Below are 17175 nucleotides of genomic sequence, written 5' to 3'. Positions count from 1 at the left end.
CCAGTGCGAATAGCGCGACCGTCCACTGTCGTCGAATCGTGGGCGGGTACGGGTCCGGATAGACGGTAGGGTTGGCACACATCGGCGTCGACCAGTGGCGTAGGACCGCCGCTGTCTATGGCTTGACCAGGATTGGATACGACGACTTTGGCGCACAAACAGGCCGACCGCGAAGAACCGCGCCGCGCCTCAGACGACCAGGCCGCACCGACGACACCGGGTCGCCGCGCCGGTCGACCGCAGTCGATCAAACGACGCGTGATCAGGCTGGTGCTCATTCCCAGCGTCGTCGCCCTGGTGGTCTGGCTCGTCGCCTCCGGCTATCTCATCTTCCAGGGTTTCTACAACCGCCAGGTCGCGAACAGCGTCCGGCAGGTGTCGATCCCGGCGGTCTCCGCGTTGTCCTCGATCCAGCAGGAACGGCGGCTGAGCGTCAGCTACCTCACCCAGCCGTCGCGGGATCTGAGCCGGCTCATCGAGCAGCGGCAGCAGACCGACCAGCGGGTGGCCGCCCTGCGCCCCGTCGCCGACTCCGCGCTGGCCGGCGCCCCGGACTCGATCGTGACCCGGTGGGGGACGCTGGCCGGCCTGCTCGACGAATTGCCGTCCGTGCGGAGCACCATCGATTCCCGGTCGGCCAACGGGACGGGTGTCTACGATTTCTACAACCGCCTGCTCGACGCCGCGACCGACCTCTTCGACACCCAGGCGAGAATCGTTCCCGACGTCACCGCAGCCCAGGGCGGCATCGCGGCGACCGAGGCTTTCCGCGCCAGTGACCTGATGTCCCGGGCCGGTTCCACCATTGACGGCGCTTTCGGTGCCCGCACCCTCAGCCCGCAGGACCATCTCGACTTCACCAACCTGGTCGGGGCCTATCACGCCGACCTCGCCAACGTGGCCCCGCACCTCGAACCGGAGGCCCGGGAACGCTTTGCCGCGATCACCGCCAGCGACTCCTGGAAAGAACTCGTCGCGGCGGAAAACGCCCTGGTCAGCAATGGGCCGTGGCGTTCCGGTACCCCGCGCACCCTGTCGTTCAACCGGGCCCGGTGGGAGGCCCTCACCCGGCAGGTGTCCGACGATCTGATCAACCTGACCGTGGTGCAGGCCGACACGGTCTCGGCGCGCACCCTGCGCACCGGCAACACCCAGCTGCTCACCGCCTCGCTGGGCAGTCTGGTCGCCCTGCTCGTCGTCATCGCCGCGATCATCTGGGCGATCCGGCAGTCGCAGATCCTGGTGGACCGGGCGCTGTCGGTCCGCCTCGCCCAGCTCGGCCGGGACGCCGAGGCGGTGGTCGACCAGCAACTGCCGGCGATGATGGACCGGCTGCGCCGCCGGGAGCGGGTGGACCTCGCCACCGAGCTGCCCCTGCCGGACTACGGCAGCGACGAGATCGGCCGGGTGGCCGAGGTGATCAACCGGTCGTTGCAGGCGGCGGCGGGTGCCGCGGTCGACGAGGCGAAGACCCGGGCGGCGGGTATCGCGATGCTGATGGGCGTGGCCCGCCGCCCACAGCGCCCCCTGCAACGTGGCCTGAAGGTCATCGAGGACCTGCAGAACCGGATCGGCGACGAGAAGCTGCTGGCGGAACTGTTCGACATCAACCACCAGCTCACCCAGACCCGCCGCTTCCTGGAGAACCTCGTCATCCTGGCCGGCGGTCAGATCGGCCGCCGCTTCCAGAACCCGGTGCCGGTACGCCGGGTGCTGCTGGCGGCCTTCGCGGAGGCCCAGCAGTACCAGCGGATCACCCTGCGCAGCGCCCCGGACGTGGCGATCGCCGGCCCGGCGGTGGCCGGCACCGTCCACCTGATCGCCGAGCTGCTGGACAACGCGCTGGCGTTCTCACCGCCCGAGACCACGGTCTGGGTGACCTGCATCGAGGTCAAGCGCGGCATCGCGGTGGAGATCGAGGACGCCGGCGTGGGGATGCGGGCGGACGCGTTGGAGCGGGCGAACGAACTGCTCGCCACCGCGCCCACCCCGGACGTGACGGCGCTGAAGGACGGCGCGCAGGTCGGCCTGCACGTGGTGGCGGAGCTGGCCAAGCGGGACGGCGTCCAGGTGAGCCTGCGCGCGTCGGCGTACGGCGGTCTGCTGGCGATCGTGCTGCTGCCCGACCGGGTGATCGTCACCGAGCCGTACGCCGCCGATCTGGACCGTACCGACCCCGGTGTCCTTCCGCTCGGCACCGTCGCCACGGCGATGTCGCGCCCCGGCGTCGGCGCGGTGCTGCCGGTCGGTGGCGGTCGGCGGGAGCTGCACCCCGCCGCCGGGGCCCGACCCACCGCCGTGGCGACCACGGCAGCGGGCGGTGCCGTGCAGGCGCCGGCCGATCCCACCGGGGAGCGACGCTCCGACCGCATCGGGGGCATCATGACCGAAGTTCCGGCGCAGCGTGGCGCGGTCCGCAGCGGTTCGTCCGGCCCGCAGGTCGCCGACCGGCCGCCCCTGCCGCACCGCCGGCCGCAGCAGCACCTCGCTCCCGAGTTGCGCGACGACGGTCCAGCCGGGCAGAAGCCCGACGCCACGCCGGCTCCCGCCCGGTCACCCGAGGAGGCCCGGGACCGGTTCAGCAGGTACCAGAAGGCCTGGGCCGCCGGCCGGGCGGCGAAAAACGGGGACTCCGCCAGCAGAGACGACCAAGGCAGGAACGTATGACCCACTCGGCATCGCAGAACGATCTGACCTGGATCCTCGACGATCTGGTGGAGGTCCCTGACGTGGTCTACGCGGTTGTCCTGTCCACCGACGGGCTGATCGTGCAGAAATCCACGTCGCTCCCGCAGGACGCCGGGGAACTGTTGGCCGCCGGCGCGTCGTCCCTGCACAGCATCGCCGCGGGGATGGGCCGCCGGTTCGACAGCGGCCCGGTCCAACAGGTCATCATCGAGTACGAGGGACGGACGCTGTTCGTCGCCGCCGCCGGCCAGAACGCGCGGTTGGCGGTGCTCTGCGAACAGTCCGTCGACATGGGCACCGTCGCGTACGAGATGAGCCGTCTGGTGACCCGCATCGGTGACTATCTCGGCTCCGAGGCCCGCCTAGACGGCGCGTTGCTCGCCGACCGACCCGGGTCGAAACCATGAGTCACGACGTGTGGGACGGCGACGACGAGGCGGAGGCCGGCCGGCTGGTGCCGTTGTACATCCTCGTCAACGGGCGGACGAGCCCCCGCAACACCAGCCTGGACCTGGCCACCCAGGTCATCGCCCTGCCGGCCGACCAGACCCGGCTGGAGCTGGAGTACCGGGAGATCCTGCACCAGTGCACGGGGTGGATCTCCATCGCCGAGATCGGCGCCTACCTGCACCGGCCGCTCGCCATCACCAAGGTGATGGTCGACGTGCTCCACGAGCAGGGGTTTCTGGACATCGGCTCGCCGGCACAGGAGAAGATCGCCGACCGGTGGCTGCTGGAGACGGTTCTCGCCGGCCTCCAGCGGATATAGAAGAGGGACTGATACACGTGGATCGGAAATCGGTGAAGGTCGTCGTGGCGGGCGGCTTCGGAACCGGCAAGACCACCCTGGTCGGGTCGGTCAGCGAGATTCCGCCACTGGTCACCGAGGAGGTCCTCACCCAGGCCAGCATCGGGGTGGACGACATCACCGGCGTGGAGGGCAAGTCCAGCACGACCGTCGCCCTGGACTTCGGGCGGATCACCATCAGCAACGACGTCGTGCTCTACCTGTTCGGCACCCCGGGGCAGGACCGGTTCTGGTTCATCTGGGACGAGTTGGCCCAGGGCGCGGTGGGGGCGATCGTGCTGGTCGACACCCGGCGGCTCGGCACCAGTTTCCCGGCCGTCGACTACTTCGAGCGGCGGGGCATCCCGTTCGTCGCCGCCGTCAACCGCTTCTTCGGTGAGTGCCCCTACACCGAGGAGGAGATCCGCGCCGCGCTGGAGCTGGACGAGACCGTGCCGCTGCTGTGGTGCGACGCCCGGGACCGGGCCTCCAGCAAGCAGGCGCTGATCGAGCTGGTCCGGCACGCGCTGGCCCGGCTGCCCGCCACCGCCTGAGCGACGCGACTGAGCCCGCCCCGCCGGCTCCGGCCGTAGCCGACCGGAGCCGGGCGTACCGGGCTCAGTCGGTGCCGCCGCCCGGCGTCGGGAGCTGCGCCAACCGCACCTTGAAGTGGCGGAGCAGGGGCGGCGACGAGACCACCCGGTAGCCGGGGACCCGTCCGGGTTCCTTGGCGATGTCGGCGAGCACGGCGGCCACGTACTCGAAGTGGGTGTCGGTGTAGACGCGGCGCGGGATGGCCAGGCGCACCAGTTCGAAGGGGGCCGGGGTCACCAGCCGGTGCCGGTCGTCCATCCCGCCGAGGTAGAGCGAACCCAGCTCGGCGCAGCGGATGCCCCCGTCGAGGTAGAGCTGGCAGCCGAGGGCGTGCCCGGGGAACTGCGCCGGGGACAGGTGGGGCAGCAACCGGCCGGCGTTGAGGTAGAGGGCGTGGATGCCGGCGGGCTGCACGGTGTCCACCCCGGCCTCGTTGACCAGCCGGGCCAGCCGGGCGGTGGAGGCGGCCCGCGCCCGCAGGTAGGCGGGGTCGACCACCTCGCGCAGCCCCTGGGCGAGCCGTTCGAGGTCGTGGCCGGCCAGCCCGCCGTAGGTGGAGAACCCTTCGGTGGCGATCAGGTTGGCCTCGCACCTGGCGAACAGGTCGTCGTCGCGCAACCCGATGAGCCCGCCGATGGCCGACAGGCCGTCCTTCTTGAGGCTCACCACGCAACCGTCGGCCAGCCCGAAGGCGTGGGTGGCGATCTGCCGGGGCGTCCAGTCCCGGTAGCCGGGCTCGCGCTGCCCGACCAGCCAGGCGTTCTCGGCGAACCGCGCCGCGTCCAGGAAGAACGGCACGCCGTGCGTGCGGCACAGGTCGCGGACGGCGGTGAGGTTGGCCATCGAGACCGGTTGCCCGCCGAGGCCGTTGTTGGTGATCGTGATGAGGACCAGCCCGACCCGGTCCCGTTCCGGCCCGGTGAGCGTGGCGGCCAACGCGTCGAGGTCGATGTCGCCCTTGAACGGCTCCGCGCTGTCGAGATCGAACGCGGCCGGGCAGGGCAGGTCCCGGGCTTCCGCGCCGGCCAGCGTGACGTTGGCCCGGGTGGTGTCGAAGTGGGTGTTGCTGAGGCAGAGCTGACCGGGTGCGAGCAGGCTGGTGAACAGCACCCGTTCGCCGGCCCGCCCCTGGTGCACGGGGAGCAGGTGCGGGTAGCCGGTGAGGTCGCGTACCTCGTCGCGGAACCGGAACCAGGAGCGCGCCCCGGCGTAGGACTCGTCGCCGAGCGCGGCGGCGGCCTCCTGCGCGGCCGAGGTGGCCCCGGTGCCGGAGTCCGACAGCAGGTCGATGGTGATCTGGTCGGCGCGCAGCTCGAACGGGTTGTATCCGGCGTCCGCGAGGGCCTCCCGCCGCTCCTGCGGGTCGAGGAAGGGGATCGGTTCGACCACCTTGATCCGGTACGGGGGCAACATCTCGTAGGCGTCGACGGCCACTACTCGCTCCTCGATGGACAGTCAGGGGTGTCCCGCGCCGGCCCGGCCGGTCGGGGTCGCCAGCGCCGTGCGGTCGACGGTCACCGGGCGGCGTACCGGCGGGGTCACCTGGTACGCCTCGGCGGACAGGTAGACGGTCACCCCCGGTCGGGGGGCGCCCAGCCGCAACGACAGGTGCGGGATCAGCCCGACGCCGTCGCGCAGCGGCCGTCGGGCCACCGCGGCGAGCGCCCGGTCCAGCACCGTGCGGCCGAAGCCGTACCGGTCCAGGACCGCCACCACCCGGTCGTACGCCTCCTCGTCGTCGTCGACGTAGCCCCGGATCGGCACGTAGAGGCTGTAGCCGACCGGCCGGTCCGCCCCCTCGACGAGGGTGTAGCTGCCCACCAGCGGAAGACCGGTGAACCGGGTCCGGCCGCCACCGGCCAGCGTGGCGAACTCGGCGAGCCGGGTGGTGTCCACGCCGTCGGCCACCCCGGCCGCCCGGAGGACGTCGGGCACCCCGGCGTCGTGGTGGGTCAGGTAGACCTTGACCCGGGCCTGCGCGTCGTCGTGCAGGTCGAGGGCGAAGAACGTCAGCCGGTCCTGGTGGCCCAGTTCGCCCGGCCGGATGCCGTGGTCGAGCATCGCCCGGTAGGACCGGCCCAGGCCGAGCCGGTGCAGCGCCTCGGAGATCAGGCCCGGCGCCCGGTCGACCCCCCGGAGTTCCGGGTTGAGATAGACCTTGAACTCGGGTCGCCGGCCGCTGCGGAACACCAGTGAGCACCAGAGCGCGAAGGCGCCCTGCGGGTCGTCGGTGGTGAACAGGTCGCGTACCGAATCCAGCCGGGACGTGGACAGGCCGGCACGGTGCGCCTGGGTGTCGAGGAACCGCTGGGTGGCGAGCATGTTGGTCGACCGGCCGGGTGGCGCACCCAGCGTCTCGCCGAGAATCCGTACGGTCGGCGGTTCGGTGGCGCTGAACGCGATGGAGAACTCCACCGGAGTGTGGTCGTCCGCGACATTGGACGGCCAGCGCGGCGGGGCCGACAACGGCTGTGCGCCGGCTGGTCCGAGCAGGCTTTCCAGCAGTTCCGACGGCTCTGCCGTACCGATTCCGCCCGCCTCGCACAAGCGCCGTAGCTGGTCGCCCAGACGATCGGAAAGGGACACCTCGTCCATCGATTCTCTCTCCCGATCAGGCTGACGACCAAAAGAGACCTTAAGAAGCATTTCACGACAAGGTCAAGATTGATCACAACTTGCAATGACATAACGGGAGCGAGACCGGCAAATCACCTCCGGCAATTACCCAGAGTCGTGTACAGGATACGTCACATGGAGTTGACGACCGCCCGGGGGTGCCCGGGGACGGAACTGGCCGACGCGCTCCGGCAGGCCCGCTGACGGCGCGCCGCGCCGACGTCACGGGCCTGCCGGGCCGGTCACTCGTGGATGACCTCCTGTTGCAGTACGCCGAGGTAGCCGTGGGCGGCGATCCGCTGCGCGCGGTCGGTGTAGAAGTCGGGGTCGTCCGGCAGGACGGTGGCCAACCCGTCGACGTAGCGGTTGAACATGCAGAACGCGGCCGCGATCAGCACGGTGTCGTGGATCTCCACGTCGGTGGCGCCCTCGGCCCGGGCAGCGGCCACCAGGTCCCCGGTGACCTCGCGGCCACCGCGCTGCACCGCGCCGGCCACGTCCAGCAGCGCCCGCATCTTGGCCGACACCGGCGCGCTGTCGACGTCGTCGTGCACCTGCTCGACCAGGGGCATTCCCTCGGGGAGTTGCGCCGCCGCGTACGCCGCGTGGGCGGAGTAGCAGTACCGGCACTCGTTGAGACCCGACACATAGGCTGCGATGAGTTCTCTTTCGCCCCGGGTCAACGTGCCCGGGCCACACAGCAGGGCCTCGACCAGCGCGTTCAGCGGCAACGCCGTCTCCGGCCGGAAGCGGAACAGGCCGCGGATTCCGGGTTCATTCGTATTGAGCGTGATGTGTGGCACACGAACTCCTTCGCCGACGCGTGGAAAGCCCGGACCTGCGGAGACCCGGGCCGGCGTCAGATTGGGCCACCACCATGGCCACCGTCAATGTTCCGCGCATTTTTCCTGGTCGGGCGGCCGACTCCGGGAACGCCGCGACCGGGGGCGAGGGATGCCGCCGGGGAGTTCGTCGCCGGCCCGGCGGGTTCCACCGTTGCGACGGGCGTCGCGCGGGGGTCACCGGACGCCGGCCGGGTGGGCCCGGGTCACTGCCGGGTCCGGGGCGGTGAGCTGCCCGGACGGGGCACGCTAGCCTCTGCCGGCATGTCAGCATTCGGCGACTCGCCAAACGTCCTGTTCGCGACGACCGTGACGGCGACCCGGCAGCTGTCGCCCGGGTTCGTCCGGGTGACGCTCGGCGACGAGCGGCTGCGGGAGATGGCCCCGTACCAGCTCGACCAGCGCATCAAGATCATGCTTCCGGTCGACGGCGGCTACCCGGCCGAGCTGCGGGCGGGGCAGCCCGAGCAGACGTGGCGACGCGAGTGGCGGTCCATTCCCAGCAGTGTGCGCCCGAGGCTGCGCAGCTACACCGCGTACCGGACCCGGCCGGCGGCGGGCGAGCTGGACCTGGACTTCTACCTGCACCAGCCGCACGGCCCGGCGAGCGGCTGGGCGGCGGCGGCCCGGCCGGGTGACCGGCTGCTCCTGTCGGGCCCGCACGTGGGGGCCGGCCACCCCGGGTACGGCGTGCAGTGGGAGCCGGGGCCGGCGACGCGGGTGCTGATCGCGGCGGACGAGACGGCATACCCGGCGGTGCGCGGCATCCTGTCCGGCCTCGGTCCGGGGGTGCGGGCGACGGTCCTGCTGGAGGCCGGCGACGCGGCGGACGCCGGCACCCTCGACGACGTGGCCGCCGGTCACCAGGTCGAGGTCCGGCTGCGGGGCGACGCCCGGGGCGGGACGACGCTGACCGGGCTGGTGGCCGACTGGCTGGCCGGCAACGGTCGGGCGGCGGCGACTGCGGGAACCGACTTCTACGCCTGGGCAGCTACGGAGAGTAGCAAGATTGTCGTGTTGCGCCGACTCTTCACCGAGGCGCACATCGATCCGGAACAGGTGCACACCCAGGGCTACTGGCACGACCGGCCAGCCCGCGAAGAGATCGATGATTAGGTAATGCTAACCTAAACATCGCCGCGAGTAATCACTGTCAGTAGCCAGACGGGAACCTGCACCATGCGCACGCCCACCCCTCGGACAATCCGCCGACGTCTCCTCGCCCTCACCGTCGCCTCGGCGGCGGTGCTCGCCGTGGCCGCCTGCGGCTCCGACGACTCCGACCCGGCGGGCAGCGTCGGCGACACCAGAACCGTCGAGCACGCACGCGGCAAGACCGCCGTGCCCAACAAGCCGACCCGGGTCGTCGTCCTCGAACCGGTCCAGCTCGACACCGCCATCGCCCTGGAGATCACCCCGGTCGGCGCGGCCGTGCTCAGCGAGGCAGCCGGCGTGCCCAAGTACCTCGGCGACAAGGCCGCCGGCATCACCACCGTCGGCACCGTCCAGGAACCCAACGTGCAGAAGATCGCGGCCCTCAAGCCCGACCTGATCATCGGCACCGAGTCCCGCCACTCCGCCCTCTACGACCAGCTCACCGACGTCGCCCCGACCGTGTTCATGGCGTCCCAGGCCGACCCGTGGCAGGACAACGTGAAGTTCACCGCCACCACGCTCGGCGGAGCGGACTCCGCCGACAAGCTCCTCACCGGCTTCCAGCAGCGGTGCGCGGAGATCGCCAAGAAGTTCGGCACCGCCGGGAAGACCGCGCAGCTCATCCGCCCCCGCGACGGCGTCCTCACCCTCTACGGGCCCACCTCGTTCGCCGGCAGCGCGCTGGAGTGCGTCGGCTTCACCACCCCTAAGCGCGACTGGGAGAACTCCATCTCGGTCGACGTCTCCCCCGAACGGGTGCTGGAGGCCAAGGCCGACCACGTCTTCGTCACCACCGTCGACGTCAACGACCGCAGCACCATCCCCGCCTCGGTCACCGCCAACGCCGCCGCCTTCCCCCGCCTGCACCTCGTCGACCAGTCGTTCTGGATCACCGGGGTCGGCACGGTCGGCGGGCAGGCCGTCCTCGACGACCTCGAACGCATCCTCACCGCGTCGAGTTGACCACCACCGCACCCGCCCGCGCGGCACGGCCGACCACCGGCCGTGCCGCGCGTCGCCGTACCACCCGACGCTGGCTGGCCGGCGCGGTCGTCGTACTCCTGGGGTCGCTGGTGTTGTCGGTCTTCGTGGGCGCGAACCCGGTGCCCCCGGCGGACGTCTGGGCGGCGCTGCGGGGCGCGGGCAGCGACACCGCGCAGTACGTCGTCTGGGGACAACGCCTACCCCGCACCCTCGCCGGGCTGCTCGTCGGTGCCGGGCTCGGCGTGGCGGGCGCCCTGATGCAGGCATTCACCCGCAACGCGCTCGCCGAACCGGGCATCCTCGGCGTCAACGCCGGCGCTGCCGCGTTCGTCGCCGCCGGCATCGCCTTCTTCGGGATCACCTCGCCGGCCGGCTACATGTGGCTCGCCCTGCTCGGCGCGCTCCTGGTCGCCGTCGCCGTGTACGCCGTCGGCGGCGCCGCCGACCTGCGGGCCACCCCCACCCGGCTGCTGGTGACCGGGGTGGCGACCGGTGCCGTGCTCGCCGGCCTGACCACCGGGATCACCCTCACCCACCCCGACACCTTCGACCGGATGCGCGGCTGGAACGCCGGCAGCCTGCTCGAACGCGACACCGCCGTGGTGCTGCCGGTGCTGCCGCTGATCGTGGCCGGGCTGCTCGCCGCGCTGGTCGCGGCCCGCAGCCTCAACGCGCTCGCGCTCGGCCCCGACCTGGCCGCCGCCCAGGGCGTCAGCCTGGTCCGGACCCGGCTGCTCGTGCTCGGTGCGGTGACCCTGCTCGCCGGTGGGGCGAGCGCCATCGCCGGCCCCATCTCGTTCGTCGGGCTCGTGGTGCCGCACCTGGTGCGCTGGGGCGTCGGCACCGACCAGCGCCGCATCCTCGCCGGATCGTTGCTGGCCGGCGGGATGCTGGTGCTGCTGGCCGACGTACTCGGCCGGGTCGCCGTCCTGCCGAGTGAGATGCCCGTCGGCATCGTCACCGCGTTCGTCGGCGCGCCCGTGCTGATCGCGCTGGCCCGACGCCGACGGGCGACCGCGCTGTGAGCCGGCCGGTCCGCCGCACCGCCGGAGGTCGCCGGCTACTGCTCGGCACCGACCGCCGGCACGTGGCCGTCGGCGTACGCGAAGCCGCCGTCTGCGCCGCCGCCACGCTCGTCGTCGCGGTGCTGGCGGTCGTCGGCCTCTGGCTGGGTGACTTCCCGCTGCGCCTCGACGAGGTGCTCGGCGTGCTCGACGGCCGGATCGACGGGCTGACCCGCACCGTCGTGCTGGAGTGGCGGCTGCCCCGCATCGCCGCCGCCGTCGCCTTCGGCGCGGCGCTCGGCGTCGCCGGGGCGATCTTCCAGACCATCACCCGCAACCCGCTGGCCAGCCCGGACATCATCGGCCTGGCGAACGGCTCGTTCACCGGCATGCTGATCGCCCTGCTGCTGCTCGGCGGCGGCTGGCACCTGCTGATGCTCGGCTCGCTCGCCGGTGGCCTGCTCGCGGCGCTGGCGATCTACCTGCTCGCCTACCGGGACGGCCTCTCCGGGTTCCGGTTCATCGTCGTCGGGGTCGGCGTCTCCTCGATGCTCGCCGCCACCAACACCTGGCTGCTGCTCCGCGCCGACCTGGAGACGGCGCTGTTCGCCGCCGCCTGGGGCGCCGGTTCGCTCAACGCGGCCACCGCCGACGTGGTCTGGCCGGCCGCCGCGATCATCCTGGTGCTGCTGGCCGTCACCCCGCTGTGGGCGGCGGCCCTGGCCCAACTCGAACTGGGCGACGACGTCGCCGCCGCCAGCGGAGTCGCGGTCGACCGGAACCGCGCCGTCCTCGTGGTCATCGCGGTCGCCCTGGTCAGCGCCGTCACCACCGTCGCCGGCCCGATCTCCTTCGTCGCCCTGGCCGCCCCGCAGATCGCCCGCCGGCTCGTCCGGGCACCCGGTCTGCCGCTCGCCGCCACCGCCGGGGTCGGGGCGCTGCTGCTGCTCGGCGCCGACCTGATCGCCCAGCACGTGATCCCGCTGACCGTGCCGGTGGGGGTGGTCACGGTCACCCTCGGCGGCGCGTACCTGCTCTGGCTGCTCGTCCACGAGATCAGGAGGACCCGATGGTCGACCAGCTGACCGCGCGGCTGCGGGCCGAGCACGTCACCCTCCGGTACGACCAGCGGACCGTCAGCGCCGACCTGTCGTTCGCCGTGCCCGACGGCTCGTTCACCGTGCTCATCGGGCCCAACGCGTGCGGCAAGTCGACGCTCCTGCGGGCCCTGTCCGGGCTGCTCCGCCCCGCCGAGGGCCGGGTCACGCTCGACGGATCGGACCTGGTCACCCTGCCGGCCAAGGAACGCGCCCGGCGGATCGCGCTCCTGCCGCAGACCATGACCGCGCCCGAGGGGATCACCGTACGTGAACTGGTCGGCCGGGGCCGCTACGCCCACCAGCGGGTGCTGCGCCGCTTCTCCCACGCCGACGAGGAGGCCGTCGAGTCGGCGCTCGACTCCACCGGCACCACCGACCTGGCCGACCGGCGGGTCGACGAACTCTCCGGCGGACAACGCCAGCGGGCCTGGATCGCCATGGTGCTCGCCCAGGAGACGCCCCTCGTCCTGCTCGACGAGCCCACCACCTACCTGGACGTGGCACACCAGATCGACGTGCTCAACGTGCTGCACCGCCTGGTCACCCGGGGACGCACCGTGGTGGCCGTGCTGCACGACCTCAACCACGCCGCCCGGTACGCCACCCACCTGGTGGCGATGCGCGACGGCCGGATCGTGGCCGAGGGGCACCCGGCGTCGACGGTCGGCGCCGGGCTCGTCACCGAGGTGTTCGGGATGCCGAACCAGGTCGTCCCCGACCCGGTCACCGGAGCACCCATGGTCGTACCGGCCGACACCAGGGAACCGGCCGCGGGGTGAGGTGGGGTGACCGCCCGCCCGGCTGTCGGGGGCTGCCCGCAGGCGTACCCGAACCGGAGGACGTGGTCGGGTAACCTGTGGGCCGACGGGCCGCTAGCTCAATGGCAGAGCTGAGGACTTTTAATCCTTAGGTTCAGGGTTCGAGTCCCTGGCGGCCCACCACCTGAACTGACAAACAGGCCCTCATCGCCTTTCGCGTTCACCCCTTACAACCGCCCTGTGCCGGGCTGGGGCTTGGCGGCCGACCAGACGCAGCCCAACTCCCGGGGCGGCGGCCCGCCGTCCGTCCCGGGAGCGACCACGGTCTGGTCAACGCCACTGCATGAGATTGTTGACGATCTCGGGCGTGATCCGGGTAGCGATGTTGTTGGCGAGGCTGGGCCCGGTGGCGTACGGGTTGGTGGTGAGGATCGCCGCGACCGTGATGGGTGGGCAGTCGGCACAGGGGGCCGGCGGCGGCGGGCACGGGCATGGTTTCACCAGTACCGGTGGCCGGGGGCACAGCTCGTCCCAGTCCGTTGCGGAGAACAGCGCCGACACCGGCGGCTGGGCGAAATAGATCGGGCTGCCGTCCTGCCCACTGGTGAAGGGGTGCCGGACGTAGAGGAAGTTCGCGTCCTCGGCGCGGACGGAGTCGCTGCTGGTCCACTGCCCAGGCCGGTCGGACGGATATCCCTGGGTCGTCGTGCACGACCCGGTCGTGGTTTGTGTCGGGTAGCCCAGGCCGAACCAGCCGGTCCTGGTGCCGACCGTGCAGTTGAGCCGGGCCGCCCCGTAGTCGTGGGCCGGATCTCCCCCACCCGGGGCGTTGGAACGCCCGGTCCAGCCCACTGGCGCGAACAACTGGACGGCGGCGCACGAACCGAACGGCGCGTTGCTGCCATCGGAGCCCGGGTACGCCACGATGTTGGGACGCCACGTGCCGCCCGGACCGGTGTGCAGGCAGTGGCCAGCAGACGCGACCGTACGTTCACTGATCATGAAGCCCGTGCACTGGCCACCGGGGAACGTCAACCGGACGGTGGCACTGGCGGGATACCCGGTGGTCGGGCTGACCGGTGTCCGTGTGTCGGGACCGAAGATCGCGGCGGACGCCGGACTCCCCGGAGGTGCCGCAGCACCGACAACCACCGCGACAAGGGCTATCAGCAACCATCTCTTCTTCACCATGGCTCTCCTCTGGCCGGGCGGGGTGTTCCCCTTGTCCACCAGGCTGCGCCGACGCGACGTGTCCGGCCGATTCCCGGAAGCCCCCGGACAACGATCAGCGTCCAGCAACGGACGGCCCGGCTCGGGGTGATCCACGCAGTGGCGGCCCCGCACGCCTTCGAGGTCACCTCCGACGGCCAACTCCACACGAAGAGCCCATGTGCGCGATGAAGCCCGATCCGCAATGTTCCACTGTGGACGTAAGCTATGCTCTGCGCTCGGGCTGGCCGGGCCGGGTGGTGCAGGCACCGGAGGCAACCGTCGAGGCCCCTGACAGACCCGGGTTGACCTGCGGCGACTCCGCACCACGGCGGGTGGGTTTCCCCGCCGCCACCCCCGGAAGGACCGAGGCAGATGTACGACGCCATCGTGATCGGTGCCCGCTGTTCGGGCGCGTCCACCGCGCTGCTGCTCGCCCGGCAGGGCCACCGGGTGCTGGTGGTGGACCGCGCCTCGTTCCCCAGCGACGTCATCTCGACACACTTCCTCTGGCCGCACGGGATGTCCTACCTGAACCGCTGGGGGCTGCTCGACGAGGTTCTCGCGGTCACCCCGGCACACACCACGGTCGAGGTGGTCAACGACGGCATCTCGCTTACCGGTTCGGTGCCGGTCGAGCTGCTCCGGGAGTACTTCCGGGACCTGCACGGCGACGACTCCGGCGTGGTGCAGAGCTACGCCTCGGTGCGGCGGCGGGTGCTCGACCAGATCCTCGTCGACGCGGCGGCCGGGGCCGGGGCCGAGGTACGCACCGGGTTCACCGTCCGTGAGCTGGTCGTGGAGGACGGGCAGGTGGTCGGCGTACGGGGGCGTGGAGTCGACGGGGAGCAGGTCGAGGAGCGGGCCCGGATCGTGGTCGGCGCCGACGGCCGGAACTCGTTCGTGGCCCGTACCCTCGGGTTGCCGAAGTTCGACGAGCGGCCCCGCTGCACCTTCGCGTACTGGAGCTACTGGTCCGGTTTCGACCTCGGCCCGGCGCAGCTGCACCGGCGCGGCCGGCTGGCCTGCGCGGTGGTGCCGACCAACTTCGGGCAGAACATGGTGCTGGTCTGGGGGCCGAGCGAGTGGTCGCGGGAGTTCCGCGCCGACGTGCCGGGCAACTACCAGCGGGCCCTGGACTTCGTCAGCCCGGAGCTGGGCGAGATGGTACGGGCCAAGGGGACCCGCGAGGAGCGCATCTACGGCACCCTGGACCAGTCGGCGTTCCTGCGACCGCTGCACGGGCCGGGCTGGGTGCTCGTCGGTGACGCCGAGTCGGCCAAGGACCAGTGCACCGCGATCGGCATGACCCACGCCTTCCGCGACGCGGAACTGGTCAGCGCCGCGCTGGACCGGTGGCTGCGCGGTGCCGCGTCGATCGACGAGGCGATGGCCGCCTACGGGGGCCGCCGTCGCAGCCAGAACGCCGCCGCGTACCACGACTACGTCTGCACGTTGGCCGAGATGCGGCCGTACCGGCACGACGAGTTGCAGCTGTTCGTCGCGTTGCGGGGCAACCAGCAGGAGACCGACCGGTTCATCGCCACGCACGCCGACGTCGCCCCGGTGTCGGAGTTCTTCCAGGCGTCGAACCTCTTCCTGCTCAACGACGCCGCGAAGGAGTCGTCGGCCGACCACGCGGTGTTCGCCGACTTCGCCGCGACGTCCCGCTCGTACCAGCAGAACCTGTTCGCCTGATGACGCACCCGGGAGACGGCACCGTGACCATCGAGCTGGACCAGCGTGACGACGGCGAACTGATCGGGATCATCCTGGCGGCGGCCCGGCGCGGGGACGCGGCGACCATGGCGCGTACCGCGTCGGAGGTCTCCGAGATGACCCGCAACTGGGCCACCCACGTCCCGTGGGACGACCTCGGGTCGCTCGACGGCGACGAACTGGCCCGGGTGGTCGAGGACCTGACCGAGATGTGGGAGCCGGCCCACCTGCGCAACCCCGTCGACCCCGACGAGGAGTACGCGCTGGACAAGAACGCCTACGACTTCTACCGGCCCGCCGGGCGCAACCTGCTGACCCGTACCGAGGACTTCTACGACTGGGTGCAGGCCCGCCGTCGTACCGAGACGTGGCAGTACTCCCGGGTGCTGGAGGCGGCGCCGGACAGCGTCGCCCAGATCACCAACGACCTGGGCCGGCGGGCCCGGGGCATCAACTTCAACTCGCAGGACTACCTGTCGTTCAACACCCACCCGGGGATCCGGGAGGCGGCGGCGAAGGCGATGCACGACTACGGGCCGCACAGCGCCGGCTCGCCGATGGTGCTCGGCAACACCCGCATCTCGGACGACCTGGAGGCCGCCCTCGGCGACCTGGTCGGACTCGACCACGTGACGCTCTTCCCGACCGGCTGGGCGGCCGGTTTCGGGGCGGTCGTCGGCCTGGTCCGGCAGTCCGACCACATCCTGATCGACCGGCTGGCCCACTCCTGCCTCCAGCAGGGGGCGCGGGCGGCGACCCGCAACGTGGTCCGCTACGAGCATCTCAACGTCGAGGCGGTCCGCCGGCACCTGACCGGGATCCGGGCCACCGACAGCCGCAACGGCATCCTGGTGGTCACCGACGGGCTCTTCTCGGTGGACGCCGACTGGCCGGACCTGGTCGCCCTGCAACGCCTCTGCCGGGAGCACGACGCCACGCTGCTGGTCGACGTGGCGCACGACCTGGGCTCGATGGGGCCGGGCGGCACGGGCGTGCTGGGGATGCAGGGCCTGCTCGGTGAGGTCGACATCGTGATGGGGGCGTTCTCCAAGACGTTCTGCTCCAACGGCGGTTTCGTGGCGTCCCGGTCGCCGGCCCTGAAGCAGTACGTGAAGATGTTCGGCGGCTCGCACTTCTTCTCCAACGCGCTCTCCCCGGTGCAGACGGCGGTGGTGCGGGAGGCGGCCCGGATCATCCGGTCGGCCGAGGGGGACGCGCTACGGGCGCGGCTCTTCACGGCGATCCACGCGCTGCGCGACGAGCTGACCGGGCGGGGCCTGACCTGCATGGGTGAGCCGTCCCCGATCGTGCCCCTGCTGATCGGCAACGAGAAGCTGGCGCGGACGGCGAACCGGCTGCTCTTCGACCGGGGGGTGCTGGCGTTCATGGTCGAGTTCCCGGTGACCCCGACCGGTTCGTCGCGGTTCCGGCTCCAGGTGCAGGCCGGGCACCGGCCCGAGGAGGCGCGCGAGGCGGCCCGGATCATCGAGGGCGCGCTCGCCGACTCGCGGGCCTACCTCTCCAGCGCGTTCGGCAGCGCGCCCCGCTGACGGGCGCGTTACCCCTGCGGCTCCATCCACAATGGCGTAACGTGTCGATCCGGTCGCCGTGCGGAGGTGAGAGGCGTGCCACCACGCAGACCCAGACGGACCAGGGGCCAGCGCAGACCGGAACCGCCGCAGCCGGCAGCGGCCACGCCCCGGGAAGCGGTCACGCCGC

15 protein-coding genes and 1 tRNA gene are annotated in these 17175 nt (G+C 71.7%); 12 read left to right on the top strand and 4 right to left on the bottom strand.

Translation table 11 applies throughout. The features are described from left to right. The first annotated feature begins 258 nt into the window (after positions 1-258). Genes FJK98_RS01395 through FJK98_RS01380 form a run of 4 tightly spaced genes read left to right on the top strand, consistent with a single transcriptional unit; the run spans position 259 to position 4029 of the window. Positions 259-2667 (top strand): nitrate- and nitrite sensing domain-containing protein, encoded by a 2409-nt coding sequence (locus FJK98_RS01395; RefSeq protein WP_240762541.1) that lies wholly within the window; start codon positions 259-261, stop codon positions 2665-2667. Then, the gene (locus tag FJK98_RS01390; protein WP_145917383.1) at positions 2664-3095 is read left to right on the top strand and encodes a roadblock/LC7 domain-containing protein; all 432 of its coding nucleotides are present in this window, start codon (positions 2664-2666) and stop codon (positions 3093-3095) included. The genes FJK98_RS01395 and FJK98_RS01390 overlap by 4 nt, the downstream gene beginning before the upstream one ends. Further along, positions 3092-3457: a DUF742 domain-containing protein gene (locus FJK98_RS01385; RefSeq protein WP_088642016.1), complete on the top strand. Its 366-nt coding sequence runs from the start codon at positions 3092-3094 to the stop codon at positions 3455-3457. The genes FJK98_RS01390 and FJK98_RS01385 overlap by 4 nt, the downstream gene beginning before the upstream one ends. A 17-nt stretch (positions 3458-3474) precedes the next feature. Next, positions 3475-4029: an ATP/GTP-binding protein gene (locus tag FJK98_RS01380; RefSeq protein WP_145917382.1), complete on the top strand. Its 555-nt coding sequence runs from the start codon at positions 3475-3477 to the stop codon at positions 4027-4029. A 64-nt stretch (positions 4030-4093) separates the two neighbouring features. Here the strand turns inward: FJK98_RS01380 and FJK98_RS01375 are convergent, their stop codons facing one another. The 3 genes from FJK98_RS01375 to FJK98_RS01365 form a co-directional block, all read right to left on the bottom strand. Continuing rightward, positions 4094-5503, bottom strand: coding sequence for a tryptophanase (locus FJK98_RS01375; RefSeq protein ID WP_240762539.1), 1410 nt, complete (start codon positions 5501-5503; stop codon positions 4094-4096). A gap of 21 nt (positions 5504-5524) precedes the next feature. Beyond that, positions 5525-6664: a tryptophan dimethylallyltransferase family protein gene (locus tag FJK98_RS01370; RefSeq protein WP_145917381.1), complete on the bottom strand. Its 1140-nt coding sequence runs from the start codon at positions 6662-6664 to the stop codon at positions 5525-5527. Positions 6665-6927: 263 nt separating this feature from the next. Beyond that, on the bottom strand, positions 6928-7488 hold the full coding sequence (locus tag FJK98_RS01365; RefSeq protein ID WP_145917380.1) for a carboxymuconolactone decarboxylase family protein: 561 nt from the start codon (positions 7486-7488) through the stop codon (positions 6928-6930). Between the two features lie 303 nt (positions 7489-7791). Here FJK98_RS01365 and FJK98_RS01360 point away from each other — a divergent pair, with 303 nt between their 5' ends. The 6 genes from FJK98_RS01360 to FJK98_RS01335 all read left to right on the top strand — a co-directional run bounded on the left by FJK98_RS01360 (position 7792) and on the right by FJK98_RS01335 (position 12711). Continuing rightward, positions 7792-8643 (top strand): siderophore-interacting protein, encoded by an 852-nt coding sequence (locus FJK98_RS01360; protein ID WP_145917379.1) that lies wholly within the window; start codon positions 7792-7794, stop codon positions 8641-8643. A gap of 63 nt (positions 8644-8706) precedes the next feature. Next, the gene (locus FJK98_RS01355; RefSeq protein ID WP_145917378.1) at positions 8707-9645 is read left to right on the top strand and encodes an ABC transporter substrate-binding protein; all 939 of its coding nucleotides are present in this window, start codon (positions 8707-8709) and stop codon (positions 9643-9645) included. Next, entirely contained in the window at positions 9642-10691 is a 1050-nt protein-coding gene (locus FJK98_RS01350) for an iron ABC transporter permease (RefSeq protein WP_145917377.1), read from the top strand. The genes FJK98_RS01355 and FJK98_RS01350 overlap by 4 nt, the downstream gene beginning before the upstream one ends. Next, positions 10688-11755, top strand: a complete 1068-nt coding sequence (locus tag FJK98_RS01345) for an iron chelate uptake ABC transporter family permease subunit (protein ID WP_205789349.1) — start codon at positions 10688-10690, stop codon at positions 11753-11755. Before FJK98_RS01350 ends, FJK98_RS01345 begins: the two co-directional genes overlap by 4 nt. Then, a complete protein-coding gene (locus FJK98_RS01340; protein WP_205789467.1) occupies positions 11752-12549 on the top strand; it encodes an ABC transporter ATP-binding protein in 798 nt (265 codons plus the stop codon). The genes FJK98_RS01345 and FJK98_RS01340 overlap by 4 nt, the downstream gene beginning before the upstream one ends. An 87-nt stretch (positions 12550-12636) precedes the next feature. Further along, positions 12637-12711 (top strand) — tRNA-Lys (locus tag FJK98_RS01335). A gap of 147 nt (positions 12712-12858) precedes the next feature. Here the strand turns inward: FJK98_RS01335 and FJK98_RS01330 are convergent. Further along, on the bottom strand, positions 12859-13530 hold the full coding sequence (locus FJK98_RS01330) for a hypothetical protein (RefSeq protein WP_228543176.1): 672 nt from the start codon (positions 13528-13530) through the stop codon (positions 12859-12861). 582 nt (positions 13531-14112) lie between these two features. On the opposite strand from FJK98_RS01330, the gene FJK98_RS01325 reads away from it, so the two are divergent. Together FJK98_RS01325 and FJK98_RS01320 are read left to right on the top strand one after the other, a co-directional pair. Continuing rightward, entirely contained in the window at positions 14113-15435 is a 1323-nt protein-coding gene (locus tag FJK98_RS01325) for an NAD(P)/FAD-dependent oxidoreductase (protein ID WP_145917375.1), read from the top strand. After that, positions 15435-17006: an aminotransferase class I/II-fold pyridoxal phosphate-dependent enzyme gene (locus FJK98_RS01320; RefSeq protein WP_145917374.1), complete on the top strand. Its 1572-nt coding sequence runs from the start codon at positions 15435-15437 to the stop codon at positions 17004-17006. The genes FJK98_RS01325 and FJK98_RS01320 overlap by 1 nt, the downstream gene beginning before the upstream one ends. Positions 17007-17175: the final 169 nt, after the last annotated feature.

It is taken from the genome of Micromonospora sp. HM134 (genome assembly GCF_007833915.1).
GTDB lineage: Bacteria > Actinomycetota > Actinomycetes > Mycobacteriales > Micromonosporaceae > Micromonospora > Micromonospora wenchangensis.
The sequence above is the reverse complement of the archived record's forward strand: the minus strand, read 5'-3'. Positions and strand labels throughout refer to the sequence as shown.